The 25064-nt window shown below is 37.5% G+C and carries 23 protein-coding genes; 15 read left to right on the forward strand and 8 right to left on the reverse strand.

From position 1 onward, the window contains the following. Window positions 1-122: 122 nt before the first annotated feature. The 3 genes from AAKU52_RS14825 (at window position 123) to AAKU52_RS14835 (ending at window position 3120) form a co-directional block, all read left to right on the forward strand. Entirely contained in the window at window positions 123-1007 is an 885-nt protein-coding gene (locus tag AAKU52_RS14825; RefSeq protein ID WP_354334901.1) for a 1-aminocyclopropane-1-carboxylate deaminase/D-cysteine desulfhydrase, read from the forward strand. A gap of 343 nt (window positions 1008-1350) precedes the next feature. Beyond that, complete coding sequence (gene lat, locus AAKU52_RS14830; RefSeq protein ID WP_354334903.1) at window positions 1351-2682, forward strand: L-lysine 6-transaminase; 1332 nt, start codon at window positions 1351-1353, stop codon at window positions 2680-2682. Window positions 2683-2709: 27 nt separating this feature from the next. Further along, window positions 2710-3120, forward strand: a complete 411-nt coding sequence (locus AAKU52_RS14835) for a hypothetical protein (RefSeq protein WP_354334905.1) — start codon at window positions 2710-2712, stop codon at window positions 3118-3120. A 42-nt stretch (window positions 3121-3162) separates the two neighbouring features. Here the strand turns inward: AAKU52_RS14835 and bshB1 are convergent, their stop codons facing one another. The 3 genes from bshB1 to AAKU52_RS14850 are packed head-to-tail and all read right to left on the reverse strand — an operon-like array spanning window position 3163 to window position 5013. Next, on the reverse strand, window positions 3163-3879 hold the full coding sequence (bshB1, locus tag AAKU52_RS14840; RefSeq protein ID WP_354334907.1) for a bacillithiol biosynthesis deacetylase BshB1: 717 nt from the start codon (window positions 3877-3879) through the stop codon (window positions 3163-3165). Window positions 3880-3891: 12 nt separating this feature from the next. Beyond that, window positions 3892-4389, reverse strand: a complete 498-nt coding sequence (locus AAKU52_RS14845) for a glutathione peroxidase (RefSeq protein WP_354334909.1) — start codon at window positions 4387-4389, stop codon at window positions 3892-3894. A 6-nt stretch (window positions 4390-4395) separates the two neighbouring features. After that, entirely contained in the window at window positions 4396-5013 is a 618-nt protein-coding gene (locus AAKU52_RS14850; protein ID WP_354334911.1) for a DUF4294 domain-containing protein, read from the reverse strand. A gap of 151 nt (window positions 5014-5164) precedes the next feature. Here AAKU52_RS14850 and AAKU52_RS14855 point away from each other — a divergent pair, with 151 nt between their 5' ends. The 4 genes from AAKU52_RS14855 to AAKU52_RS14870 all read left to right on the forward strand — a co-directional run bounded on the left by AAKU52_RS14855 (window position 5165) and on the right by AAKU52_RS14870 (window position 10593). Further along, a complete protein-coding gene (locus AAKU52_RS14855) occupies window positions 5165-7375 on the forward strand; it encodes a RelA/SpoT family protein (RefSeq protein ID WP_354334913.1) in 2211 nt (736 codons plus the stop codon). Between the two features lie 62 nt (window positions 7376-7437). Further along, on the forward strand, window positions 7438-7926 hold the full coding sequence (locus tag AAKU52_RS14860) for a Fur family transcriptional regulator (protein WP_354334915.1): 489 nt from the start codon (window positions 7438-7440) through the stop codon (window positions 7924-7926). A gap of 35 nt (window positions 7927-7961) precedes the next feature. Beyond that, window positions 7962-9239: an adenylosuccinate synthase gene (locus tag AAKU52_RS14865; protein WP_354334917.1), complete on the forward strand. Its 1278-nt coding sequence runs from the start codon at window positions 7962-7964 to the stop codon at window positions 9237-9239. A gap of 76 nt (window positions 9240-9315) precedes the next feature. Beyond that, window positions 9316-10593, forward strand: a complete 1278-nt coding sequence (locus tag AAKU52_RS14870; RefSeq protein WP_354334919.1) for an anthranilate synthase component I family protein — start codon at window positions 9316-9318, stop codon at window positions 10591-10593. 21 nt (window positions 10594-10614) lie between these two features. Here the strand turns inward: AAKU52_RS14870 and AAKU52_RS14875 are convergent, their stop codons facing one another. From AAKU52_RS14875 to AAKU52_RS14890, 4 genes are read right to left on the reverse strand one after another with little or no spacing between them, the layout of a single operon-like run. Beyond that, on the reverse strand, window positions 10615-11442 hold the full coding sequence (locus AAKU52_RS14875; RefSeq protein WP_354334921.1) for a M48 family metallopeptidase: 828 nt from the start codon (window positions 11440-11442) through the stop codon (window positions 10615-10617). A gap of 11 nt (window positions 11443-11453) precedes the next feature. Next, window positions 11454-12101: a glycerol-3-phosphate 1-O-acyltransferase PlsY gene (gene plsY, locus AAKU52_RS14880; RefSeq protein WP_354334923.1), complete on the reverse strand. Its 648-nt coding sequence runs from the start codon at window positions 12099-12101 to the stop codon at window positions 11454-11456. A gap of 1 nt (window position 12102) precedes the next feature. Beyond that, window positions 12103-12945 carry a carboxylating nicotinate-nucleotide diphosphorylase gene (gene nadC, locus AAKU52_RS14885; RefSeq protein ID WP_354334925.1) on the reverse strand — a complete coding sequence of 281 codons (843 nt, stop codon included), beginning with the start codon at window positions 12943-12945 and terminating at the stop codon, window positions 12103-12105. A 47-nt stretch (window positions 12946-12992) separates the two neighbouring features. After that, a complete protein-coding gene (locus AAKU52_RS14890) occupies window positions 12993-13388 on the reverse strand; it encodes a DUF4783 domain-containing protein (RefSeq protein ID WP_354334927.1) in 396 nt (131 codons plus the stop codon). Window positions 13389-13523: 135 nt separating this feature from the next. Here AAKU52_RS14890 and gpmI point away from each other — a divergent pair, with 135 nt between their 5' ends. Together gpmI and AAKU52_RS14900 are read left to right on the forward strand one after the other, a co-directional pair. After that, window positions 13524-15044 (forward strand): 2,3-bisphosphoglycerate-independent phosphoglycerate mutase, encoded by a 1521-nt coding sequence (gene gpmI, locus AAKU52_RS14895; protein WP_354334929.1) that lies wholly within the window; start codon window positions 13524-13526, stop codon window positions 15042-15044. Then, window positions 15044-15568: a hypothetical protein gene (locus AAKU52_RS14900; RefSeq protein ID WP_354334932.1), complete on the forward strand. Its 525-nt coding sequence runs from the start codon at window positions 15044-15046 to the stop codon at window positions 15566-15568. The genes gpmI and AAKU52_RS14900 overlap by 1 nt, the downstream gene beginning before the upstream one ends. A gap of 164 nt (window positions 15569-15732) precedes the next feature. On the opposite strand, the gene AAKU52_RS14905 is transcribed toward AAKU52_RS14900, so the two are convergent. Continuing rightward, window positions 15733-16362, reverse strand: coding sequence for a tetratricopeptide repeat protein (locus AAKU52_RS14905; protein ID WP_354334934.1), 630 nt, complete (start codon window positions 16360-16362; stop codon window positions 15733-15735). A gap of 267 nt (window positions 16363-16629) precedes the next feature. Between AAKU52_RS14905 and lon the strand changes: the two genes are divergently transcribed. The 6 genes from lon (at window position 16630) to AAKU52_RS14935 (ending at window position 24973) form a co-directional block, all read left to right on the forward strand. Next, the gene (gene lon, locus AAKU52_RS14910; RefSeq protein WP_354334936.1) at window positions 16630-19101 is read left to right on the forward strand and encodes an endopeptidase La; all 2472 of its coding nucleotides are present in this window, start codon (window positions 16630-16632) and stop codon (window positions 19099-19101) included. A gap of 68 nt (window positions 19102-19169) precedes the next feature. Further along, window positions 19170-20123 (forward strand): lipid A deacylase LpxR family protein, encoded by a 954-nt coding sequence (locus tag AAKU52_RS14915; RefSeq protein ID WP_354334938.1) that lies wholly within the window; start codon window positions 19170-19172, stop codon window positions 20121-20123. A gap of 164 nt (window positions 20124-20287) precedes the next feature. After that, complete coding sequence (gene cmk, locus AAKU52_RS14920) at window positions 20288-20965, forward strand: (d)CMP kinase (RefSeq protein WP_354334941.1); 678 nt, start codon at window positions 20288-20290, stop codon at window positions 20963-20965. A 163-nt stretch (window positions 20966-21128) separates the two neighbouring features. Next, on the forward strand, window positions 21129-21662 hold the full coding sequence (locus tag AAKU52_RS14925; protein WP_354334943.1) for an efflux RND transporter periplasmic adaptor subunit: 534 nt from the start codon (window positions 21129-21131) through the stop codon (window positions 21660-21662). Window positions 21663-21668: 6 nt separating this feature from the next. After that, on the forward strand, window positions 21669-22298 hold the full coding sequence (locus AAKU52_RS14930; protein WP_354334945.1) for an efflux RND transporter periplasmic adaptor subunit: 630 nt from the start codon (window positions 21669-21671) through the stop codon (window positions 22296-22298). Window positions 22299-22303: 5 nt separating this feature from the next. Further along, window positions 22304-24973 (forward strand): efflux RND transporter permease subunit, encoded by a 2670-nt coding sequence (locus AAKU52_RS14935; RefSeq protein WP_354334947.1) that lies wholly within the window; start codon window positions 22304-22306, stop codon window positions 24971-24973. Window positions 24974-25064: the final 91 nt, after the last annotated feature.

Genomic DNA, 25064 nt, shown 5'->3' on the forward strand with positions numbered 1-25064 from the left:
TCGTTCCATTACCGATACATGTAAGAAAAATCAGCAGCAAATACTCAATGCCTTCTCAACTATTGCTAATTCATAGACAACCTGAGTCGTTACTAAAGAAAATGGATTCTATATTTGCATAAATGTTTGCAACTATAAATAGCCCCCTACATCAATTAAGGCATAATGAAATCAGCGGCCTTTGGGTTAAAAGAGATGACCTCATTGACCCTTTTATTTCTGGAAATAAGTGGCGTAAGCTAAAATACATCTTAGAAAAGGCAATTAGGCTAGATAAACTACACTTGGTCACTTTTGGTGGTGCTTATTCCAATCACTTGCTTGCTACTGCTGCTGCTGCTGCACGCGCTGGTTTTCGTGCAACTGCATTTGTAAGAGGCGAGCCTATAGAAAATGAAATCTTGCTTTTGTGCCGTTTATACGGAATGAAGCTGATTTTCACTAATCGCGAGGAATACAAAAATAAACCTGCCCTATTCAAAGATTTCTTTAAAGATGATCCTTCGGCATTTTTTATTGATGAAGGTGGTGCATCACCGGAAGCTGTAAAAGGATGTGCAGAGATTTTAGATGAACTACCAGAAGATATAGACCATATTTTTTGCGCAGCAGGTACAGGAACAACCGCAGCTGGATTATTAAGAGGAATACAAAAAAAGAAATTAAAAACACAACTCCATGTTATCCCGGTATTAAAAGGCGGCGACTTTATTGCCAATGAAATTTACAATTATACAGGTAATATAGAGCAGTTGAATTTGCATACGGATTACCATTTTGGAGGCTATGCCAAAACTCAGCCTGAACTATTAGCATTCATGACCCGCTTTATCGCTAAGGAAGGAATATTAATAGATCCAGTATATACTGCAAAAATGTTTTATGCCATATTCGACCTTGCCAAAAACAACTATTTCAAAAAAAATGATAAAATTGTTGCCATTCATACCGGCGGCTTACTTGGGATATTAGGAAAAAAAGAAAAGTTAGCAGAAGTGCTGTCCTAAAGACAGATGCTTATTAATATCTTGAATTTTTAAGTTTAGCTTCTAAAAACAACCTATTTTATTGTCCTATCGTTAAGATGGCTTAAATAAAAAGTAATTGAAATATTTAAAACATAAAAGGTTATGCTTACATACACTTACAGTCCTAGAGGATTTTTTTATTAAAAAAAAACATTAAATAGTAATAAAATTAACATCAATTTTTGACACAAAATATATTATTCTCCAAAAACCAACTTTAAACAGTTTAAACACAGTTTTTAGATTTAAAGCTCAAAATAGTGCCCGTATTTGATTATTTGGGGGTTTTTACTACATTTGATTATCAACAAAAATCGAATCTATGTATCAATTAACCATACCACCAGGAGAAGTTAACGAAGTTTTAAGTAAGCATATTTTAGCCGACGGTTATGACTTGACTTACGATATAGGCAAAAGTCATGGTTCTTATATTTACGACGCTAAATATGAGCGCAAACTATTAGATTTTTTCACCTGTTTTGCATCCGTTCCTTTGGGATACAATCACCCAAAAATGGTTAACGATGAAGCTTTCAAACAAAATCTGTTGGCAGCTGCTATGTCAAATCCATCAAACTCTGATGTTTATACACAACAATTTGCACAGTTTGTAGATACCTTTTCTAAAGTCGGCATTCCCGCATACCTTCCGCATGCCTTTTTTATTGCAGGTGGGGGTTTAGCAGTTGAAAATGCGCTTAAAGTAGCGATGGACTGGAAAATTCAAAAAAACTTTGCAAAAGGATATAAAGAAGAAAAGGGATATAAAGTTTTACACTTCGAAAGGGCGTTTCATGGCCGAACCGGTTATACTTTAAGTTTAACCAATACCCTTCCGGATAAAACAAAATGGTTTGCAAAATTCGACTGGCCAAGGGTAACAGTTCCAATTGTGAAATTTCCTCAAAATAACGATAATTTAACTGTTGCAGAAGAAACTGAAGCGTTGTCTATTACTCAAATTAAACAAGCTTTTGCAGACTACAAAGACGACATCTGTGCCATCATCGTTGAACCTATACAATCTGAAGGCGGCGACAACCATTTAAGGGAAGAGTTTTTAATTCAGTTGAAAGAACTGGCTGATGAAAATGAAGCTTTTTTAATTTACGATGAAGTCCAAACAGGTGTATGTTTAACAGGTAAGTTCTGGTGCCATGAACATTTTAGCGAAAAAGCTCGACCTGATATTTTAGTCTTCGGTAAAAAAATGCAGGTATGTGGTATCCTGGTTGGCAATAAAGTAGACCAGGTGGAGAACAACGTTTTCCATGTGCCTTCAAGAATTAACTCTACTTGGGGTGGTAACCTGGTAGATATGGTCCGTGCTACTCAAATATTACAGATCATACAGGAAGACAACCTTTGTGAAAATGCAGCAGTGGTTGGACAATATTTAAAAGATAATTTAGAAATACTTGCCAAAAAGCATCATATCATGACTAATGTTCGCGGTAAAGGTTTATTATGTGCTTTTGATTTCCCAGAAAAAGCCATGCGCGATGCATTTATCCAAAAAGGGATGGAGCACAATGTAATGTTTCTGGGATGTGGTAATAAAACGATTAGATTTAGACCAGCGTTAACAATAGAGAAAAAACACATTGACGAAGGTTTAGCCATTATGGAATTAATATTACCAACCCTTTAACAATTGCAACAGCAACAATGAAAACGTATGATTAAAAGTAAAACGAATATTTTCTTAGGCATAGTAGTCTTAATTTTAGTAGCCTGGATGTTAAAAGGAACCTTTTTCCAACCAGGTATAGCTGATTTAAAAGGCGATTTTAAAGAAGTTACCCATTATAGAAACGAAAATAATACGGGTCCTATTCAATATGTTTTCATTGTTACTGTTAAAGACATCAAAACAGCCGAAATGGAGAAATTCGGGGATTTTAAACCACACCATAAAGGCGGTAACACCAAGGTGTACTTTTTTCTGGAAGGAACACCAACACCTGGAAAAGCATTCTCTGGAAAAGTGAACTTTGATCCATCTTTTAACAAATCTTGTATTGCTCTTTACGAAAAAAGCGCAATGGGCAATACAAGCATTGTTAACAACCCTTTTAATATAAACTAAGCAGCAAATTAAAAGCGAAAAATTCCGCAATATGGTATGGTATTAACGAAGCTGGAACAGGTCATCAACGCCTAACAATTTGCGACAAGTAAAACCTTCGCCATAAGTAGCACCAATAGATTTCCCATACTCCCGGGCTCTGCCAATGATGCTTTCAAAAAATTCAGGTGAAGAAATATAAGTCTCTTGCCCATCCACATCAGGATTATAAAATTGAGTTTTAAAAGCTTTTATTGATTCAATTTTAGTATTTATAAAAGGTGTAATGTCAATAATAATATCAGGTTCTATATAGCGGTCCTGAATATATTGCAGTAAAAGTCTTGGTCTGTGTGCCGTTTGATCGGCTCCATCTAAAACGGTTACAATTTTAGGCAAGCCGGCTAAAAAACAAGCATCATAAACCAAATCCCCTGCCCTACCATGATCAGGATGCCTGTCATGCAAAGCATTACTCAACACAATTTCTGGCTGGTATTTTCTGATCATTTTAACAACTTCCAACTGGTGCGCTTCATCATTTTTAAAAAACCCATCCCTAAAGCCCAAGTTTTCACGAGTATGCAAACCTAAAACTTTGGCTGAATCTGCGGCTTCCTCTTCTCTAGTCATTTCGGTGCCACGTGTACCCAGTTCTCCACGGGTAAAATCAACAATACCGACTTTTTTACCCGCAGCTATATGCTTCAATATCGTCCCAGAACAGCCCAATTCAGCATCATCAGGATGAACGGCAAATACTAATAAATCTAATTTCATGTATTTTTGCTATTATAATAAGCGCTGAATTTTCTTTTTTACTTTAGAAGACAGCGGCTTTGTAAACGGAAAGAAATAATCTACTACCTCTCCCTTTTTATTAATTAAATATTTATGGAAATTCCACCTTGGTGTAGATTTTATGTTTCCGTTGAGTTTAATGTCTCCTAAAAATTTATATAAAGGATGAGCAAGTTTCCCACGCACCATAATTTTCTCTGTAACAGGAAATTCAACGCCGAAGTTTACCTGGCAAAACTCACTGATTTCCTTTCCATCCAGTGGCTCTTGTCGCCCAAAATCATTTGAAGGAAAAGCAATAACCTCAAAACCCTGGTCTTTAAATTCCTTTCGAAGTTCTTGCAACTCTTTTAATTGGGGAGTAAAGCCACAGCCAGAAGCAATATTTACAAGGAGAAGCACTTGATGCTGATAGTCAAACAAGTTTTTTTCAGTACCATCAAGGAGTTTAACCTTAAATTGGTGAACACTTTTAGGATTATCTGTCATTATTTTTTATTGGTAATATCCTGATGAAATGATAATAGATTCTATATCCCTGTCTTCACTTGGGCTATAGGTACTTTTTAAATTATGGCCAACTACTCTCGCTACAGATTGATATACGAAAGCCTTTAGCCCTCCTTTACTCTGTTTCAAAATATCGTAAGTAGTTCTGCCCAGCTCGCGGTCTACCAGTTTTGTTAAAATTTGCCCCTGTGTAATGGTCAGTTCTTTAATTTCTTTATTAAACATCTGCTTAATTTCTGAATCACATGCTTTCACCAACCTTTTTTGTTCCCGTTTATTTGCAGTTAAGGCTAAATCTTTCTCCAATTGTTCGTAACGTCTTTTTGCGTATATTGCATAAGGCATTACTTTCAACACATTATAGCGTAAACGATTAAAGGCTGTCCGCTCTGCCGGCGATTTAAATATACGTTCACCATAAATAATTACCTCGTTTAAAGGTACCCATGGTATCATTTCACCGTCAACATTCGTAGACGCTACTTTAATAGTATCATTCTTACCCATTAACGGCATTTTATAAGGTAAAGGCTTATCCTGAGCACTAACAGTAGGCCCTGCAATAATGACAATTAGCAGAAGAAGTAACTTATAAAAATTCATAAATTTATACTGCTGCAAAGTTAAATCAATTTTATATATTAGGTTCCATTCGAACTTCTATTTTTCTATCCAGCATAGCCGATAGAAACTTTACAAAACTAATATAGCGCTTTAACGTAAAGCATGTTAAAATATTTCGAAAATAATACAAATGAAGAACACTTTGGTCATAGATTTAGAAGCAGAAAAGCAAGAAATACTTAAGAGATACCGCGCCCTGTTACGTGCATGTAAGCCAACGATGCAGCGTGGTGACAAAAAAGAAATCAGAAAAGCTTTTGACATGGCCTTGGAAAGCCATAAAGACATGCGTAGAAAATCTGGCGAACCCTATATTTATCATCCTATTGCCGTAGCGCAAATTGCTGCCGAAGAAATTGGCCTTGGCACCACTTCTATTGTTTGTGCCTTACTACACGATGTGGTTGAAGATACAGACATGACACTGGAAGATATCGAGAGAGAATTTGGTAAAAAAACCGCCAAAATCATTGATGGCTTAACTAAAATATCAGGGGTATTTGATTACAACAGTTCCCTGCAGGCTGAAAATTTCAGAAAAATGCTGCTCACGCTGGCAGATGATGTAAGGGTAATTTTAATAAAACTTGCAGACCGCTTGCATAACATGCGGACAATGGACTTTATGCCTAGGCAGAAACAATTGAAAATTGCCTCTGAAACCATTTATCTCTATGCACCGCTTGCCCACCGTTTAGGTTTATATGTTATAAAATCTGAATTGGAAGATCTTTCCATGAAGTACCTGGAACCCGATACTTATAAATATATCGCCACACAGCTTAATGAAAAAAAGGCTGAAAGAAACCTGTTTATTAAACGTTTCGTTGAACCGATTACTGAAATGTTAACTGAGCAAGGACTCAAATACGATATTTTTGGACGCCCTAAATCCATACACTCCATCTGGAATAAAATGAAAAAGAAAAATATTCCTTTTGAGGAGGTTTATGATCTTTTTGCCATCAGAATTATTCTAGATAGCGCACCGGAGCAGGAAAAAGCAGATAGCTGGAAGGCTTATTCTATTGTTACCGACTTATACCGACCAAACCCAGACCGGCTGCGCGACTGGGTTTCCTCACCAAAAGGAAATGGTTATGAATCTTTACACACCACTGTTATGGGGCCTAAAGGCCAATGGGTAGAAGTGCAGATCCGTACGCAGCGCATGAATGAAATTGCCGAAAAAGGATTTGCTGCACATTGGAAATATAAAGAATCCAGTAACGACAATGGCCTTGACCAATGGATTATGAAGGTGAGAGAAATGCTCAACAATCCGGAAGCCAACGCCCTGGATTTTCTTGACGATTTTAAGATGAATCTTTTCTCTGATGAAATATTCATCTTCACCCCTAAAGGTGCATTGTTACAATTGCCTCTTGGCGCAACTGCGCTTGATTTTGCTTTTGAGATCCATACCGATGTAGGCGCAAAATGTATAGGCGCAAAAGTAAACCATAAACTAGTTCCTTTATCCCATAGATTACAAAATGGTGATCAGGTAGAAATTATCACCTCCAGCAAACAGGTGCCAAAAGATGACTGGCTTAATATCGTTGTTACCGCTAAGGCCAAGTCCAAAATTAAATCTTCTTTAAAAGAAGAAAAAAGAAAAATTGCCGAAGATGGAAAGGAAATTCTTGAACGTAAGTTGAAATCACTTAAAATAACTTACAATACAGACAACCTTAACAAACTAAGTTATTTCTTTAAACTTCCTTCAACACAAGAACTTTTTGTTGGCATTGCACAAGGCAAAATTGAGTTAAAAGACCTCAAAGAATACCTGGCAGCAGAAAAAGAAATTGAAAACCGTAGCTCTACAGAACACAATGATAACCAGCAAATTGAAGCACTCTTAAGCCGGGTAAAAAGCCCTGAATCTGATACCCTGCTTATTGGGGAAGATCTTCAAAAAATAGACTATAAACTGGCACCATGTTGTAATCCTATACCTGGCGACGATGTTTTTGGTTTTGTTACTGTAAGTGAGGGAATAAAAATCCACCGCACTAATTGCCCCAATGCAGCCCAACTTATGGCCAATTACGGCTATCGCATTGTAAAAGCAAAGTGGAACAGCCAAAAACAACTCACCTTCCTCACGGGTTTACATATTATTGGAATAGACGATGTGGGTTTAATTAATAATATAACCAAAGTAATATCCAACGACTTTAAAGTAAATATGCGTTCCATTACTGTGGATACTGATAATGGTATTTTTGACGGTTCAATAATGATCTACGTCAATGATACAGATCACTTAGATAAACTCATAGAAACCTTATTAGAAGTTAGAGGTGTAACAGCAGTAACCCGGTTTGACACCTAAATTTAGGAATTTATCCCAAGGTTAATTTAAAAATTGGTACCTTTGAAAGGAGTCTGAAAACTATGTCTACAAATCACAACAGCGAACTAGTAAGGAAAATATTCGAAGCCTATCTGGAAAACAAATCACTTAGAAAAACACCTGAGCGTTTTGCTATACTAGAAGAAATCTATTCAAGGGAAGATCATTTTGATGTAGAAACCCTCTACATTCACATGAAAAACCAGAAATACAGGGTCAGCAGGGCAACAGTTTACAATACACTGGAGCTATTGGTGTCTTGTGATTTAGTTACCAAACACCAGTTTGGTAAAAACATGGCTCAGTTTGAAAAATCTTACGGTTACCACCAGCACGATCATATCATTTGTATTGACTGTGGTAAGGTGGTAGAATTCTGTGACCCACGCATCCACCAAATTCAAAGTATGGTAGGCGAATTGCTGAAGTTCGAAATAAAACACCATTCCTTAAATCTTTACGGAATTTGCTTTGAATGTAAAGCAAAAACTACTGTAAATCAAAATGCAGCAATACAAAATGCAAATTAAAACATACAATTATAATCTTTTCTTAATTTAACATAATGACGCAAGTAGATGTGCTTCTCGGCCTGCAATGGGGCGACGAGGGCAAGGGTAAAATTGTTGACGTATTAAGTCCGCAATATGATTTGATCGCTCGTTTCCAGGGTGGACCAAATGCAGGCCATACGTTAGAATTTGACGGCAAAAAGTTTGTTCTTAATACCATTCCTTCCGGTATTTTTAACGAAAAAACCATGAATCTAATCGGAAATGGGGTCGTAATCGATCCAATCATTTTAAAAAGAGAATTAGATAACCTTAAAGCTGCCGGTCACGATCCAATTGCCAAAGGCAAATTGGTGATTGCGCGTAAAGCACACCTTATTTTACCGACACACCAATTACTCGATGCTGCCAATGAGCAGAGAATGGGTAAGGATAAAATTGGTTCAACCTTAAAAGGTATTGGACCAACGTACATGGATAAAACTGGTAGAAATGGTTTACGTGTTGGCGATACCACTTTACCTGATTTTAAGGAACGTTACAATAAACTGGTAGAAAAGCATAAAGAAATACTTTCTCACTATGCTTTTGAATACGATTTAAGCGAAAAAGAAGCTGCTTTCTTCGAAGCAATTGAGTTTATTCAAAGCATTCCACATGTCGACAGTGAACATTTTGTAAATGGTTATATAAAAGAAGGTAAAACCGTGTTAGCAGAAGGCGCACAAGGGACTCTACTTGATATAGATTTCGGATCTTATCCATTTGTAACTTCTTCAAATACCACTACTGCTGGTGCTTGTACAGGCTTAGGTATTGCACCTAACAAAATAGGCCATGTTTATGGCATTTTTAAAGCTTACTGTACCCGTGTGGGCGGTGGCCCATTCCCTACTGAATTAGATGATGAAGTGGGTGAAAGCTTACGTCAGATTGGCCATGAATTTGGTGCAACAACAGGCAGAGCACGCCGTTGCGGATGGATTGACATACCAGCCTTAAAATATGCTATTATGTTGAACGGTGTTACCGAACTGATCATGATGAAAGCTGATGTTTTAGACAGCTTTGACACCATTTATGCGTGTACACATTATGAATATAATGGAGAAACAATCGACTATATGCCTTACGATATTATTTCGGTGAAACCTACTCCAGTTTTAAAAGCAATTGAAGGTTGGAAAACCGATGTTACAAAGGTTAATAAAGTGGAAGAAATTCCTGCAAACTTAAAAGCCTATATCGAGTTCCTAGAGAAAGAACTGGAAGTTCCAGTAAAATATCTTTCTGTTGGGCCAGACCGCGTTCAAACTTTAGAGCTGATATAGTTATTAACAACTATTTAATCATCAATACAAAAAAGGCGGCGTCAAACCGCCTTTTTTTTTCCCTTTTCATTCCTCGATGGAATCAACACCTCAAAACACAAATCAATTATTTAAACACAAAGCATTAACCTGGGCTAATACCTTCGATGTTTGTGCTGTATTTGACTCCAATAACTACCCAGACACCTTTTATCACTATGATATGTTAATAGCAGCAGGGGCTAAAACAGAGCTCAATGCCAGCTGTGGTCACGCTTTTGAGCAGCTTAGAAAATTTTATAATGCCAACCTTAACTGGATGTTCGGTTTATTGAGTTATGACTTAAAAAATGAATTAGAAAACCTCCAGTCCACAAAACCTGATCACCTTAAATTCCCAGACCTGTACTTTTTTGTACCTCAATACCTTATTTCAGTAAAAGGCACAACAATAGAAGTACTGCTAGGCAATACGAATATATTGCAGCAAATCGAAAACATCATTATTAAACCACTGCCTTCTGCAGAAGTAACCATGCAAAGCAGCAGCAGCAAAAGCGATTACATCAAGCAGGTAAAAGAATTACAACAGCATATTAACCGGGGTGATTGCTATGAGATAACATTTTGCCAGGAATTTTTCGCTAAAAACGTCAAAATTGATCCCCTAACTGTTTTTAAAACACTAAACCAAATTTCATCAAGCCCCTTTGCCGGCTATTTTAAAATCTACGATCAGTATATTTTATCTGCCAGTCCGGAAAGATTTCTCTGCAAAAGAGCTAACCAGTTAATTTCACAACCCATCAAAGGGACCGCAAAGCGAAGTAGTGATCCACAAATAGACCAGCAATTGCGACTGAGTTTAAAAGAAAACGAGAAAGAACAGGCAGAAAATGTAATGATTGTAGACCTGGTAAGAAACGACCTCACCAAAAGTGCAGTACCAGGAACAGTAAAAGTTACCGAGTTATTTGGCATTTACACTTTTCCACAAGTGCATCAAATGATATCTACCATCACCTGCGAACTAAATCCAAAAATACATTTTGTAGATGCCATCAAAAACACCTTCCCAATGGGTTCAATGACAGGAGCTCCCAAAATTAAGGCTATGGCATTGATAGAAGAAAAGGAAAACAGTAAAAGAGGTGCTTTTTCAGGAGCTATTGGCTATATCAATCCTAAGGGAGATTTTGACTTTAATGTGATCATCAGAACCCTCTTGTACCAGGCTACCGAACAATATTTATCATTTAAAGTAGGCAGTGCCATTACCTATCAATCAGTTGCAGAAAATGAATATGAAGAATGCATGATCAAAGCCGAAGGGATGCTCAATACTTTAAAAGGGCTGAATAATCAGCCTTTTTAAAGTATAATGATTAAAATCAAATCACCTTATAGGTTTACCAGAGGTAGAATTAAAATACCGCTGTGCTTCAGGAAGGTCTTTTTGTATCTGCGCAATTCTTGTCCCATCAGCAGGGTGTGTACTTAAAAACTCAGGTGGTTTTGCGCTATTTGCACTGGCCGAAGCCATACGTTGCCAAAAACCAACAGCGTTTGAGGGATTATAACCCGCCATAGACATAAAGATTAGGCCTAAATGATCTGCTTCCAACTCTTGTGTCCTTGAATTTGGTAATAAATAAAAACCCTGTGCACCAATACCATATACCTGATTCAATATTTGTTGTGTTCCCGAAGATTTGCCTGAAGTCGCAGCGCCTAATAGACCCCCAACTCCTTCAGCTAATGCCGCTTTAGAAGCACGTTCTGAAGAATGCTTTGCTACCGCATGCGCAATTTCGTGACCCATTACAGTTGCTAATCCAGCATCATCTTTTGTTACAGGTAAAATACCAGTATAAACAGCAACTTTACCCCCCGGCATACACCAGGCATTCACTTCTTTACTTTCTATCAAATTAAATTCCCAATTAAAACCTTTAATCTGTTCAGCATAGCCGTTAGCATTCATATATTGGGTAACAGCAGCGGCAATTTTCTGACCAATTCTTTTTACCCTTGCAGATTCAGCATTATTCAACACCTTAGTGTTAGGGCTTTTAAGCAATGTATTATAGCTTTGTGCCGCAGCAACCTGCATTTCACCCTCATCAATAAAACTGATACGGTTACGGCCAGATAAAGGCACAGTAGAACAAGAGTACAATGTAAGCACTGCTACAGTGGCACCATAAACCAGGATTTTTTTCATAACAAACAATTTTAAACTTTTTTTCTTTTAAACAGGTAAACTTTAGATTCTTTGCCTTTTAATAGTCTTTCCAAGTTTTTCTGATGCGTCACCAGTATCAGAATACAGACACACATGCTGTACATCACCTCAGATTTAATGCTAGAATGAAAAATGAATATAATTCCTAATGGGAAGGTGAAACCAGCACATATAGAGCTTAGTGAAACATATTTCGAAACCAACAAAACTACTACAAAAACAAACACACAAAGTAATGCTGCCGGAAAGTTTACTGCTAAAATCATTCCAAAAAGTGTAGCCACGCCTTTTCCACCTCTAAAACCCGCAAATACAGGAAACAAATGGCCTACAACAGCCGTTAAACCTAGCGCTAGCTGGAAATTTATAAATTGCGAAGAATTATGCGGTCCAGTAATTGAAAGTCCTATGAAATAAGCAAGCTTAGTTGCTGTATAACCTTTCAAAATGTCTATAGTCATTACCGCTATACCAGCTTTTTTACCTAAAACCCTGAAGGTATTGGTAGCACCAGCATTTCCGCTGCCATATTCACGTACATCAACGCCGTAAAATGCCTGACCAAGCCATACTGCAGTAGGAATAGATCCAAAAAGATAAGCCAGTAAAACGGCTGAAATAGAATAAATCGATATCATTCTAAAAGGCTTTTAAACTCATATCTAAACTCTTAACCGAATGCGTTAAAGCACCCATTGATATATGATCAACACCACAAGCAGCGTATTCTGTTACGTTTTCTTCCACTATACCTCCAGAAGCTTCCGTAGCATAACGGTGATCAATAACTTTTACAGCAGTTTTTAAATCATTAAAATTAAAATTATCCAGCATAATGCGGTTAATTTTTCCAGTGTCCAATACTTGGTTCAACTCTTCCAAATTCCTTACTTCCACTTCTATTTCCAGTTTTTTACCCGTTTTTTGTAAATAATCATTAGCCGCATTTATGGCATTGGCAATTCCACCAGCATAATCTACATGGTTATCTTTGATCAAGATCATATCATATAAACCAATGCGATGGTTAACGCCACCCCCTATTTTAACCGCCCATTTCTCCAGGTAACGCAAACCAGGAGTCGTTTTCCTGGTATCAAGCACTTGTGTTTTATAAGGCTCCAGCAAAGTAACAATGCGGTGCGTAGTTGTGGCAATGCCACTCATGCGTTGCATGCAATTTAAAACCAATCTTTCTGCCAATAAAATCGAATGTACACTCCCTTCTACTGTAAAAGCAATGTTGCCATGTTTTACTATTGCACCATCATTCAAAAATACTGTTATTTTTAATAAGGGATCAATGTGGTTAAAAATTTCCTGTGCAAGTGCTATCCCCGCCAAAACGCCATCCTCTTTTATCAGGAGCTTTGCTTTCCCTTGTGCCTGGGCAGGAATTGTAGAAAGCGTAGTATGATCGCCATCGCCAAGATCTTCAGCAATTGCATTTTTTATAAATAAGTTAATGATTTCTTTGTCCAAAATTTCAATTTTAAACCAAAAATAGCATTTTTACCTTTATTGTTTAACTATTTCTCCAGATCTATTCTAAGTTCTGTAATTAAAAAAGCATTATTGATTTTCTTTGAAGTGATGGAAACCCTGAAATTCCCATTCTTGGTGGCAAGGCTTAAGATGCCGAACCTCATGGCTGGATTAGTGTTGATAAGGTGCAAAACAACTGAATTTTTAGGATTATGCTGATTAAAGAACTCCCTTAAAATTTGTTCTGCCTGTACTTTTGAGTAAACATCTTCGTCTTTTATGATGCTTAACTCTACAGAAGCGCTGAAATTTTGAGCGATTTCTTTAGAGTCCCCCGACTTAAACAAACCAGACATTTCATCTATAAAATCGACCTGAAATAGCCCATGAGGCATTAAAGGAGCAATTAAAATAAGTAAAGGGTATAGAATTCTCATCATTTGTGCTAGTGTATAGCTACGTTGTAACACAAATTATGCCATTAAAACTTCATTTATTCTGATAAACTACATTTTAAAATGCTATAAGCCTTATATTTGTTTTAATCAATAAGACAACAAATTAATAACATTTTGATGGAAGATAAAAAAGTAATGCTCCTTATACTGGATGGATGGGGATATGGAAAACAAGATCAATCAGATGCCGCTTATGCTGCAAATACACCTTTTTTTGATTCTTTACTTAAGCAATACCCTAATTCAAAATTGGAGGCTTCTGGTGAAGCTGTAGGCTTGCCAGTTGGGCAAATGGGAAATTCTGAAGTTGGCCACATGAACCTTGGCGCTGGCCGGGTGGTTTACCAGGAATTGGGAAGAATTAATAAGGCAATTAGCGACAGGACATTATTTTCTAATCCAACCTTAATAGATGCATTTAATTATGCAAAATCAAATCATAAAGCAGTACATTTTATTGGCCTTTTATCTGATGGCGGTGTACATGCACACATTAACCACCTTAAAGCACTTTGTGATGCTGCAGGCGAAGAAGGCTTAACTTCTGTTTTTGTCCATGCTTTTATGGATGGCAGAGATACAGATCCTAACTCTGGTCTTGGCTTTGTGCGTGAACTGCAAGATCACCTTAAAAAATCCCCTGCTAAACTGGCAAGTTTAATTGGTCGTTATTATGCCATGGATCGCGATTCGCGCTGGGAAAGAGTTAAAAAAGCCTATGACCTTTTAACCAAAGGACTGGGCGAACCTACAGAAAATGCGGTGGAGACCCTGGAAAAATCTTACCAAAACGGTATTACCGATGAGTTTACGAACCCCATTGTGGTCACTAATCCAGATGGAACTCCTTTATCTACAATCAAAGAAGGTGATGTTGTAATCTGTTTCAATTACCGCACAGACCGTGGTCGTGAGATCACTTCTGCACTATGCCAGAAAGATTATCCTGAGTTTGACATGCATCAACTCCCTTTATATTTTGTAACCATGACTTCTTATGATGAGAATTTCACTAATGTAAAGGTCATGTATACCAAAGACGATTTAACAGAAACCCTGGGTGAGGTATTAGAAAAACACCATAAAAATCAAATCAGGATTGCCGAAACAGAAAAATATCCTCATGTCACCTTTTTCTTCTCTGGCGGAAGAGAGCAGCCTTTCGAAAACGAAAAACGCATTATGATTCCTTCGCCAAAAGTGGCTACTTACGATTTGCAGCCTGAAATGAGTGCACTCGGTATTACAGCTGCAATTACAGAAGAACTGGAAACAGAATGGGCAGATTTTATTTGCCTGAATTTCGCTAACCCAGACATGGTGGGTCATACCGGTGTTTTCGATGCTGTAGTAAAAGCGGTAGAAACTGCAGACCGTTGCGCAGAAGCGGTGGTAACCAAAGGCCTGGAGCATGGCTATGCATTCATCATCCTTGCCGATCATGGAAATTCTGAGTACATGTTAAATAAAGACGGCTCTGTAAATACTGCTCATACAACGAACCTTGTTCCTTGCATACTGGTTGGTACAGAATACACTCATATTGCTGATGGAAAATTAGGCGACATAGCCCCAACAATTCTAAAATTAATGGGTTTACCAAAACCGGCAATCATGACCGGAAATTGTTTAATATAATGCATAAGAATATCCTTGCAGGTGGTTTCTTTTTGCTGTTTATGGGCTGTGGCAACACAGAACAGCAACAAAAAGTGCCGCAAAAATATTTCGATCTAAAAGATTATTTCCTACAAGAGGCAACCCGTTTGAATAAAACGAACCCAATTGTCCTTAAAACCGTAGCCCTCAACAATGCCAGTGAAAGTAAACAGTTGCCCATCGAAGACTGGAACAAAGAGCTTGCTAATTTCTCTGATGCAGATATTAATAAATCTGCCTGGCAGGGCTTTTTCAGCGTGGTGAAAAATGACCAAAAGGAAGTATATACCAGCGACAATGATAAGGTGGCTGTAAAAGAATTAACCGTTATCCATAAAAACAGCAAAATATCTGGCATCAAAATTCTGCTCAAAACCAGCAATTACCTTTATCAATCTACTGACACCCTGAGCTATTTTCCTGATAGCTTATATGAAATCAGGAAAACACAAAAAATCAGGCTACTGAATGCAAAAAAATACAACATCAAAGGAGTATTCTAGGTAGCTAAATATAGGTTAACGCAATGTTAACGCAATGGTAACGCAATGCTTACACAATGTTAACGCAATCAAAATTGTATGTGCATACTGGAAACACTGTGTAACTAAAAAGGGTGTTACGAATCACGTAACACCCTTTTTAATACGAGCTATAACAACGAGTCTTATTTTAAGCTGGTTACCTGTGCCTTTACATAACTCACTAAAGAAATAATGTCTTTGCGTTGAGGCTGAATAATTAATATTTTCTGGAAATCAGCGGTAGCACTATTAAAAATCGCAATACACGCAAGTTTTTCAGTTTTCTTTTTAATCTTGTAAGATTTAAAGATGGCGTAATCTTTATAAGTAATGCCCCTATTTTGCAGCAACTGAGCATCTTCTTCCCCATTTAGCTCAATGGCTTTAGTGAAATCTTTAATCGCAGACAGGTAGAAAGTCTCCCGCATTTGATTCAAAGATTCTTTTGGGTCATTAGCAATGTTTTGTCTAGCCTTACCACGGTAATAGTAAGAAGAGTAATCGTCTGGTTTTAAGGAGATCAATTTAGTATAGGTAGAAATCGCATTTTCAAAATCACCACACTGGTAATAAGAATAACCAAGCATTTTTAAAACATTAGTGTTATTTGGGCTTTTTACACCTGCTTTTTCCAACTGACTAACAGCACCTTTGAAATCACCCTTCATCATTGCTTGCATGCCTAATTTATCATAGCCGCTGCTCTGTGCAATTACGGCGGTGTAAGTAGAAAAAACGAATAAAAGTAAAATCGTTTGTTTAAAGTAGTTCATCAAATTTTATTTAAAAAAATAAATTTATAAAATCAAAAATATACATTAGGCAACTATTGTACCATTTTAGAATTAAATCTTAAACGCTAAATAAAACGAAATATGATTAAGGATTAAATAATTTTAAACATCTGCCTTTTTAACATAAAAATCCGGTTAATAAAGTTTTGGCACAAGAGTTGAAAATACCCCCTAGGAGATAATAATAATATTGTCCTATCGACGAGCTGACACTTTGTCGTTTATAATTTTTAGAAAGGCTTATTAATGAGTATAAAAGATCAATTCGATTTTGGCAATGCACTACCCATCATAAATGAAGACACAGAATTTTTCCCGCTGATGACTCAACAGGATGAGGATGAGATGAATAGCGAGGAAACACCCGAGGTATTGGCAATTTTACCTTTAAGAAATACGGTGCTATTTCCTGGCGTTGTGATACCAATTACCGTTGGTAGAGATAAATCCATTAAGCTAATTAAGGAAGCGTATAAAGGCAACCGTATTATTGGGGTTGCTTCTCAGCGCGATGTGTCTATTGAAGACCCAACTTTTGAAGAATTAAACAAAGTGGGTACTGTGGCACACATTATTAAAATGCTGCAAATGCCTGATGGTAACACCACGGTGATTATACAGGGAAAGCAGCGTTTCAAGTTAATTAACGAAGTGCAGTCGGAGCCTTATATCAAAGTAACAATAGAAAAATTTGAAGAAGCAAAAGAGAAACGTGATAAAGAGTTTAAGGCTTTAATAGCTTCCATCCGTGAAATGTCTTCTCAAATAATTCAGTTATCCCCAAACATTCCTAGTGAAGCTGGTATTGCCTTAAAAAACATAGAAAGCACTTCTTTTCTAATCAACTTTATCTCTTCAAATATGAATGCTGATATGGCTGATAAGCAAAAGATGTTGGAAATGGCGGTACTACGCGATCGTGCAGAGATGGTGATGGAGTTACTGACACTGGAATTGCAAATGTTGGAATTAAAAAATCAAATCCAATCTAAAGTTAGGGTTGATTTAGACAAGCAACAGCGAGATTACTTCTTAAATCAGCAATTGAAAACCATCCAGGAAGAATTGGGTGGAAATTCTAGTGATTTAGAATATGCAGCACTGGAATTACGCGCTAAGAAGAAAAAATGGGATGCTCCAGTAAAAGCCCATTTCCACAAAGAATTGGAAAAAATGGGCAGGATGAACCCTTCAGCACCTGACTACTCTATACAGATCAATTATTTAGAATTATTGCTGGATTTGCCATGGAACGACTTCACGAAAGATAATTTTGATTTAAAGCGTGCCCAGCGTGTTCTAGACAAAGATCATTTTGGTTTGGAAAAAGTTAAGCAAAGGATTATTGAATACCTCGCTGTACTTAAACTTAAACGCGACATGAAAGCGCCTATCATTTGTTTGGTTGGCCCTCCGGGTGTTGGTAAAACTTCTCTTGGTAAATCTATTGCCAAAGCTTTAAACCGTAAATATGTGCGGATGGCATTGGGTGGTATTAGAGATGAAGCAGAAATTCGTGGTCACCGTAAAACATATATTGGCGCCATGCCAGGTCGTATTATTCAGTCAATAAAAAAAGCTGGTGCTGCAAATCCGGTATTTGTTTTGGATGAGATAGATAAAGTAGGCGCTGATTTCCGGGGCGATCCTTCCTCAGCATTATTGGAGGTTTTAGACCCTGAACAAAATAGTGCATTTAACGATCATTATGTGGAAACAGATTATGACCTTTCGCATGTGTTATTTATTGCCACGGCGAATTCGCTGAGCACCATACAGCCGGCATTGTTAGACCGGATGGAAATTATTGAGGTGAATGGCTATACCATAGAAGAAAAAATTGAAATCGCCAAAAAGTACCTATTGCCAAAACAAAAGGATATTCATGGTATAAATAATAAGGATATTTCGATAAAATCAAACTTGATCGAAAAAGTAATTGAAGATTATACCCGGGAGTCTGGAGTACGTGGATTAGAAAAAAGAATTGGATCACTTGTTCGTGGCGTGGCAACAAAAATAGCTATGGAAGAAAACTATGAACCCGTTTTAAATAATGCAGATATTGAAAGAATTTTAGGTGCCCCAATTTACGACAAAGACCTTTATGAAGGTAATGAAGTAGCTGGCGTGGTTACGGGTTTAGCCTGGACATCAGTTGGTGGTGATATTCTGTTTATTGAAGCAAGCTTAAGTCCTGGAAAAGGAAAATTAACATTGACGGGTAATTTAGGTGATGTAATGAAGGAATCTGTGGTAATTGCACTTGCTTATTTGCGTGCACATGCCCACTTGTTCGGCATCAATTATGAGCTTTTTGACCAATGGGATATCCATGTTCACGTTCCGGCAGGGGCTACACCAAAAGATGGTCCTTCTGCGGGAATTACCATGCTAACCGCTTTAACATCGGCCTTTACGCAGCGTAAAGTAAAATCTAACCTGGCTATGACTGGTGAAATTACCCTTAGAGGAAAAGTTTTACCTGTTGGCGGCATCAAAGAGAAGATTTTAGCAGCTAAAAGAGCCAATATTAAAGATATCATTTTATGTAAATCCAATAGGAAAGACATTCTTGAAATAAAAGAAAGCTATATCAAGGATCTCAATTTCCATTATGTTAGCGATATGAAAGATGTAATTGAACTGGCTTTGATGAAGGATAAAGTTAAAGATCCACAAGATTTAACAGTTAAAATAAAACCAACGTTAAATTAACTGACTCGATAAAATAAATATATATTTAGGCCTCGAAACATTATTCGGGGCCTTTTTAATTTACATCAATGAAAGCAGTAAAATATACCCTGTTACTTTCGTTCATTTGCTTCGTAACATCGCTGAAAGCACAGATTCATAATAACGAGATTGGCTTGAAAAGCGACAATGACTCTTATCTGATGGACGGTCGGGACCGGTATTATACCAATGGAATTTTTCTTAGTTTCCGTCGTGCGCTTCATCCGGAACAAATTAGCGAGAAGCTGGAAAAGAAGATTCTAGAGGTGAGTGTGGGGCAAAAAATGTATAGTCCCATTTCTGGTTATTCACCTAATCCTTTACGGCAAGACCGCCCATTTGCGGGCTACCTTTATGTAGAAGCCGGAATGAATTGGTTTTTAAAAAATGAAAGTGTGTTTAAAGCCAGCGCTGAAGTAGGTACCATTGGCCCAAATGCATTGGCGCAAAATGGACAAGAAATGCTACACCGGGCTATTGGATTTTATGAGCCTGAGGGCTGGGAATACCAGATCAGAAATGAAATGGCCGTAAACCTGTCGGCACAATATACCCGTTTGCTGTATCGCCCAAATAACAATGTCTTTGATTTATCTTTTGATGGTTATGCCAATGCCGGGACAACCTTTAGTGGTGCTGGTGCTGCTGTAATAATCAGGACCGGAAAAATAAATCAACTCTTCAATACCGCATCTACCTTTTCTGTTATTGGCCAGGCAGCCCATACCAAACCATTGGTAAAAAGAGAATTGTTCTTTTACACCAAGCCGCAGTTGAATTTTATAGCTTATGATGCCACCATACAGGGAAGTATGTACAAAAGGAATAGTCCGGTTACTTTTGATTCCAGGCCATTTGTATTTGCCCAACAGTTAGGCTTTAACTATAGTTCTCAAAGGTTTACTGCTGATTTCGGTATGGTTTTTAAAACAAAAGAAATAAAAAGCCGTGCCAGAACCCATCAATATGGCACTATAAGTCTGTTTTACAGGTTTAACTAAGCTAAAAATCATCAATTACTCTACTGGAGGTTTTTTAGAATATCTTCTCGTACAGGTATTATTTGCTAAAAATAATCAATTTATGAAGCTCAATAGAAAAAATATTCTTAAAATATTCTCGAATTCGATACGGAAAAATAGCTAAAAGATTAACTTTGGTCAATATGAGAAAAAACCTGATTATTGCAATTGATGGGTATTCATCCTGTGGTAAAAGTACACTGGCGAAAGCATTGGCTAAAGAATTAGGTTTTATATATATAGATAGTGGGGCTATGTACCGTGCGGTTACACTTTATTTTATACGGAATAAAGTGACTATTCAGGATGCTGAGGTGGTAAAACAAGCCCTGAAACATATAGAATTGAATTTCCACTCCAGAGATTACCAGAGTCATATTACCTTAAATGGAGAGGAAGTATCTGAAGAAATCAGGCAAATGCCAGTTTCAGAAAAGGTAAGTGAGGTTTCTGCCAATAAGCAGGTTCGTCAGGAAATGGTTAGACAACAACAGCGCATGGGTAAATCTAAAAACATTGTAATGGACGGACGGGATATTGGCACTACTGTTTTTAAAGATGCACAGGTTAAATTTTTCATGACTGCCGACCCGAAATTGCGGGCAGAAAGACGTTTCAATGAGATGCAAAGCAAGGGAGATACAAGTATCACACTAGAAGAAGTTTTTGAAAATATTGCCCACAGGGATTATGCTGACACCACGAGAATTGAAAGTCCGCTGGTAAGAGCAGAAGATGCTATAATAATAGACAACACAGCAATTACCGAAGCCGGACAGCTGGATTTTGCCTTAAAAAAAGTAAGGCCATTATTAACCTAACCCCCTTACACTAAGCAAATTTCATTTGCTTTTTTTATTCAAATTATATTTTTTTGTTTGTTATTTCCCTAACTTTAAGGAAGGTAATATTCATTTGATTTCTAATATTTTCTAATGGGAAGTATTTGTTGCTAATGGAAGTTCCACTAACAAGCAGAACGATATGAAGAATACAACCCAGCTTGCCCTAATTATAATAATGGCCAATGCGCTTTTTTCTTGTGGAGGGAATAATAACAAACAAGCAGCACGGTCAGCAGCAACAGCTGCACAAGTAAAAGAATATAAAGTTTTAGAATTACAACCGCGCAGCACCACCTTACACACTGATTATCCGGCAAGTATTGAAGGGCAACAAAACATTGAAATCAGACCCAAAGTAGATGGTTTCATTGAAAAAATAGCTGTTGATGAGGGGGCTGTAGTTAAAAAAGGCCAACAGCTTTTTAAAATTAAAGCACCGCAATTTGAACAAGAAGTTATTACTGCCACGGCAAGCGTTAAAAGTGCTGAAGCAGCGGTTAGCACAACAAACCTTGCGGTAATAAAAGTCAGGCCCCTTGTAGAAAAAGATATTATTAGTAAATACGAATTAACTGCTGCCCAATTCAGTTACCAAGCAAGTTTAGCCGCCTTGGCACAAGCGCAGGCAGCACTGTCAAATGCCAAAACTAACCTCGGTTATACAACCATTTAAAGTCCGGTGGATGGTGTGATTGGCTCCATACCCTACCGTTTGGGGAGTCTTGTGAACAGCAATACTGCAGAACCCTTGACTACCGTTTACAGTATCGGAAATATTTTCGCTTATTTCGCCATCAATGAAAAACTATTATTAAGCTTTAATAAGGAGACTGCAGGTAAAACTTTTGCAGAAAAGCTACGTACACTTCCTGCAGTATCGCTGATTCTTTCGGACGGGAGCTTATACAACAAAACGGGAACCATACAAACCGTAAATGGAATGATCAATACAGAAACGGGGGCTGCAAATGCAAGGGCAAGCTTTCCTAACCCCGATGGTTTAATCAGAAGTGGAAGTTCGGCAACTGTTCGCATTCCAAATGAGGTAAAAGAAGCAATCATTGTCCCACAAAGTGCAACTTTTGAGTTACAGGATAAACGATTTGTGGTAACTGCCGGGGCAGATAACAAAGCAAAAACGATAGCCATTACCGTTGTTCCAAATGAAACGGGTCAATTCTTCGTGGTTGAAAAAGGTTTAAAAGCTGGGGATAAAGTGGTTTTAGAAGGTGTTGCTACTTTAAAAGATGGTTCTCCCATTAAAGTTAATGTTGTGAACGCCAATACTGTTTATGCGGAATTAAAATAGGTAGCATGTTTAAAATATTTATACAACGTCCGGTTTTATCAACGGTGATATCAGTGATCATCGTCTTGCTTGGCCTATTAGGTTTAATAACCTTGCCTGTTGCACAATATCCAGATATTGCACCGCCCACTGTACAGGTTTCTGCAAATTATACTGGAGCAAATGCCGACGTGGTTTTAAAAAGTGTGGTGGTGCCACTCGAAGAACAAATTAATGGGGTAGAAAACATGACCTACATGACTTCTTCTGCCACTAATGAGGGAACAGCCAGCATCAATATCTATTTTAAGGTAGGCACCAATCCGGATCTTGCCGCAGTGAATGTTCAAAACAGGGTTTCAAGAGCTACTAGTTTATTGCCATTAGAGGTAACGCGTGCCGGGGTAACGGTTACTAAAAGCCAGAGTAGTAATTTATTGATATTTTCATTATACAGTGAAGATCCAGCATACGACCAGACTTTCTTACAAAATTATGCTAAAATTAACCTTATACCGCAGATTCAAAGGGTTACGGGTGTTGGAGAAGCGAGGGTTTTTGGTTCAAAAGATTATTCTCTACGTATATGGCTAAAACCTGATTTGATGTCACAATACAGCCTTGTACCAAGCGATATATCTGCGGCCTTGGAGGAGCAAAACATTGAAGCAGCACCTGGTAAATTTGGTGAAAGCGGAAAACAGAGTTTTCAATACGTTATCAAATATAAAGGCCGCTTAACAACGGTAGAAGAATTCCAGGATATTATTATAAGATCAAGTGGCAAGGGTCAGGTATTGCGACTTAAAGATGTGGCCCGGGTTGAATTGGGATCGTTGAGCTACTCCTCCAATACGCTAACTAATGGCAAGCCCTCTGTAGGTATGGCCATAAGCCAAACGCCAGGGTCAAATGCCCGAAATGTTATTAACGAATCTAAAAAGCTTATTGATCAGGCGGCAAAAGACTTCCCTAAAGGTGTAAGTTATACTACTTTGGTGGATGTGAATGAAAACCTTGATGCTTCCATCGAAAAGGTAATAAGCACCTTGATCGAAGCCTTTATTCTGGTATTTATTGTGGTATTTATCTTTTTACAGGATTTCCGTTCCACTTTGATTCCTGCTATTGCCGTTCCGGTTGCTATTATAGGCACCTTTTTTTTTCTTAATTTATTTGGCTTCACCATCAACTTGCTCACACTGTTTGCATTGGTGCTTGCTATAGGTATTGTTGTGGATGATGCTATTGTGGTTGTTGAGGCTGTGCACGCTAAACTTGATCAAGGCTATTTATCAGCAAGAAAAGCCACTGTTGATGCAATGAATGAAATTTCTGGTGCGATCATTTCAATTACCCTGGTAATGGCGGCTGTATTTATTCCTGTAACATTTATCACAGGATCTACAGGTGTGTTTTACAAACAATTTGGTGTCACATTGGCAGTAGCAATTATTTTATCAGCAATAAATGCATTGACATTAAGTCCCGCGTTATGCGCTCTACTCTTAAAGCCACATGCCGGTGATAAAAAACACCACACTTTCATACAAAGATTTTATACCGCTTTTAACGTTGCTTTTGATAAAATTACGACAAAATACAAGAATGCTGTTCAATTTTTAGCTAGAAAAACATGGATTGTTGTACTTTCTATTTTATTATTCAGTGCTGCCCTATATTACCTAATGAAGACTACTCCTTCTTCATTCGTTCCTGCAGAAGATCAGGGAGCAATTTTTGCCAACATTAGTTTACCCCCCTCTGCGTCTATGGAACGTTCAGAAGTGATTGCTACACAGGTAGACAATATTGCACATTCCATACCTGAAGTAAATAACACTTTACGTATTGTGGGTTTAAATTTTACAGCTGGTGCTGGAAGCGCCTATAGTATGGTTATAATCAAACTTAAAACCTGGAGTGAAAGGGATAGAAGTGTAAATGAGGTAATAGGAGAACTTTTCAACAAAACTGGTGGCATCAGGGATGCCAGTATTTTCTTTATTGCCCCACCTACCTTACAAGGGTTTGGTCAAAGCGGAGGTTTTGAATTCCAGTTGCAAGATAAAGGCGGACATACCATGGATGAGCTGTATAAAGTTAATACAGATTTTTTGGCACAATTATCAAAACGACCAGAAATACAATATGCGACTACTTCTTTTAACCCTAATTTTCCGCAATACAGGCTGGATATAAATTTGGAAAAGGTGAAAGAAGCTGGTATAAAAGTTAATGATTTACTATCAACTTTACAGGGCTATTATGGTGGGCTGTATGCTTCTAACTTCAATAAATTTGGCAAGCAATACAGGGTAATGATACAAGCTGATGCTGCATTTAGAGCCAATCCTGAAGGAATGAGCAAAATATTTGTCAGGAATAGTAAAGGTACTATGGCTCCAATAACAGGGTTTATTACCCTTACAAGGGTATATGGCCCAGAATCAATTTCCAGGTTCAACTTATTTAGCTCGATAGCTGTTACTGGAGCACCAAACGCAGGTTATAGTTCTGGAGATGCTATTACCGCCATACAAGAGGTAGCTACAGCACATTTACCAGCAGGTTATGGCTATGATTTTTCGGGTTTAACCCGCGAAGAATTAGCCTCTGGCAGTCAAACACTATTTATCTTTATCTTGTGTTTAATTTTTGTCTATTTCTTGTTAAGTGCACAATATGAAAGTTAAGACCGTTGCAAGGCAATATGTGATTTAACTAATTGATTAACAATAAATTACACTTGTTTTTTTTGTTATTTAGGATATTTTTATGTATTTT

The organism is Pedobacter sp. CG_S7, assembly GCF_040544395.1.
In the GTDB taxonomy this organism is placed as follows: Bacteria; Bacteroidota; Bacteroidia; order Sphingobacteriales; family Sphingobacteriaceae; genus Pedobacter.

Excerpts from the sequence above, each read along its gene's own strand:
- AAKU52_RS14905 (WP_354334934.1), bottom strand. The coding sequence starts at position 16,362 with ATGAACTACTTTAAACAAACGATTTTACTTTTATTCGTTTTTTCTACT.
- AAKU52_RS14825 (WP_354334901.1), top strand. The coding sequence starts at position 123 with ATGTTTGCAACTATAAATAGCCCCCTACATCAATTAAGGCATAATGAA.
- AAKU52_RS14890 (WP_354334927.1), bottom strand. The coding sequence starts at position 13,388 with ATGATGAGAATTCTATACCCTTTACTTATTTTAATTGCTCCTTTAATG.
- AAKU52_RS14835 (WP_354334905.1), top strand. The coding sequence starts at position 2,710 with ATGATTAAAAGTAAAACGAATATTTTCTTAGGCATAGTAGTCTTAATT.
- bshB1 (WP_354334907.1), bottom strand. The coding sequence starts at position 3,879 with ATGAAATTAGATTTATTAGTATTTGCCGTTCATCCTGATGATGCTGAA.
- lat (WP_354334903.1), top strand. The coding sequence starts at position 1,351 with ATGTATCAATTAACCATACCACCAGGAGAAGTTAACGAAGTTTTAAGT.
- AAKU52_RS14845 (WP_354334909.1), bottom strand. The coding sequence starts at position 4,389 with ATGACAGATAATCCTAAAAGTGTTCACCAATTTAAGGTTAAACTCCTT.
- cmk (WP_354334941.1), top strand. The coding sequence starts at position 20,288 with ATGAGAAAAAACCTGATTATTGCAATTGATGGGTATTCATCCTGTGGT.
- AAKU52_RS14870 (WP_354334919.1), top strand. The coding sequence starts at position 9,316 with ATGGAATCAACACCTCAAAACACAAATCAATTATTTAAACACAAAGCA.
- AAKU52_RS14855 (WP_354334913.1), top strand. The coding sequence starts at position 5,165 with ATGAAGAACACTTTGGTCATAGATTTAGAAGCAGAAAAGCAAGAAATA.
- AAKU52_RS14875 (WP_354334921.1), bottom strand. The coding sequence starts at position 11,442 with ATGAAAAAAATCCTGGTTTATGGTGCCACTGTAGCAGTGCTTACATTG.
- plsY (WP_354334923.1), bottom strand. The coding sequence starts at position 12,101 with ATGATATCGATTTATTCTATTTCAGCCGTTTTACTGGCTTATCTTTTT.
- AAKU52_RS14865 (WP_354334917.1), top strand. The coding sequence starts at position 7,962 with ATGACGCAAGTAGATGTGCTTCTCGGCCTGCAATGGGGCGACGAGGGC.
- AAKU52_RS14850 (WP_354334911.1), bottom strand. The coding sequence starts at position 5,013 with ATGAATTTTTATAAGTTACTTCTTCTGCTAATTGTCATTATTGCAGGG.
- gpmI (WP_354334929.1), top strand. The coding sequence starts at position 13,524 with ATGGAAGATAAAAAAGTAATGCTCCTTATACTGGATGGATGGGGATAT.
- AAKU52_RS14900 (WP_354334932.1), top strand. The coding sequence starts at position 15,044 with ATGCATAAGAATATCCTTGCAGGTGGTTTCTTTTTGCTGTTTATGGGC.
- AAKU52_RS14915 (WP_354334938.1), top strand. The coding sequence starts at position 19,170 with ATGAAAGCAGTAAAATATACCCTGTTACTTTCGTTCATTTGCTTCGTA.
- AAKU52_RS14860 (WP_354334915.1), top strand. The coding sequence starts at position 7,438 with ATGTCTACAAATCACAACAGCGAACTAGTAAGGAAAATATTCGAAGCC.
- AAKU52_RS14935 (WP_354334947.1), top strand. The coding sequence starts at position 22,304 with ATGTTTAAAATATTTATACAACGTCCGGTTTTATCAACGGTGATATCA.
- lon (WP_354334936.1), top strand. The coding sequence starts at position 16,630 with ATGAGTATAAAAGATCAATTCGATTTTGGCAATGCACTACCCATCATA.
- AAKU52_RS14925 (WP_354334943.1), top strand. The coding sequence starts at position 21,129 with ATGAAGAATACAACCCAGCTTGCCCTAATTATAATAATGGCCAATGCG.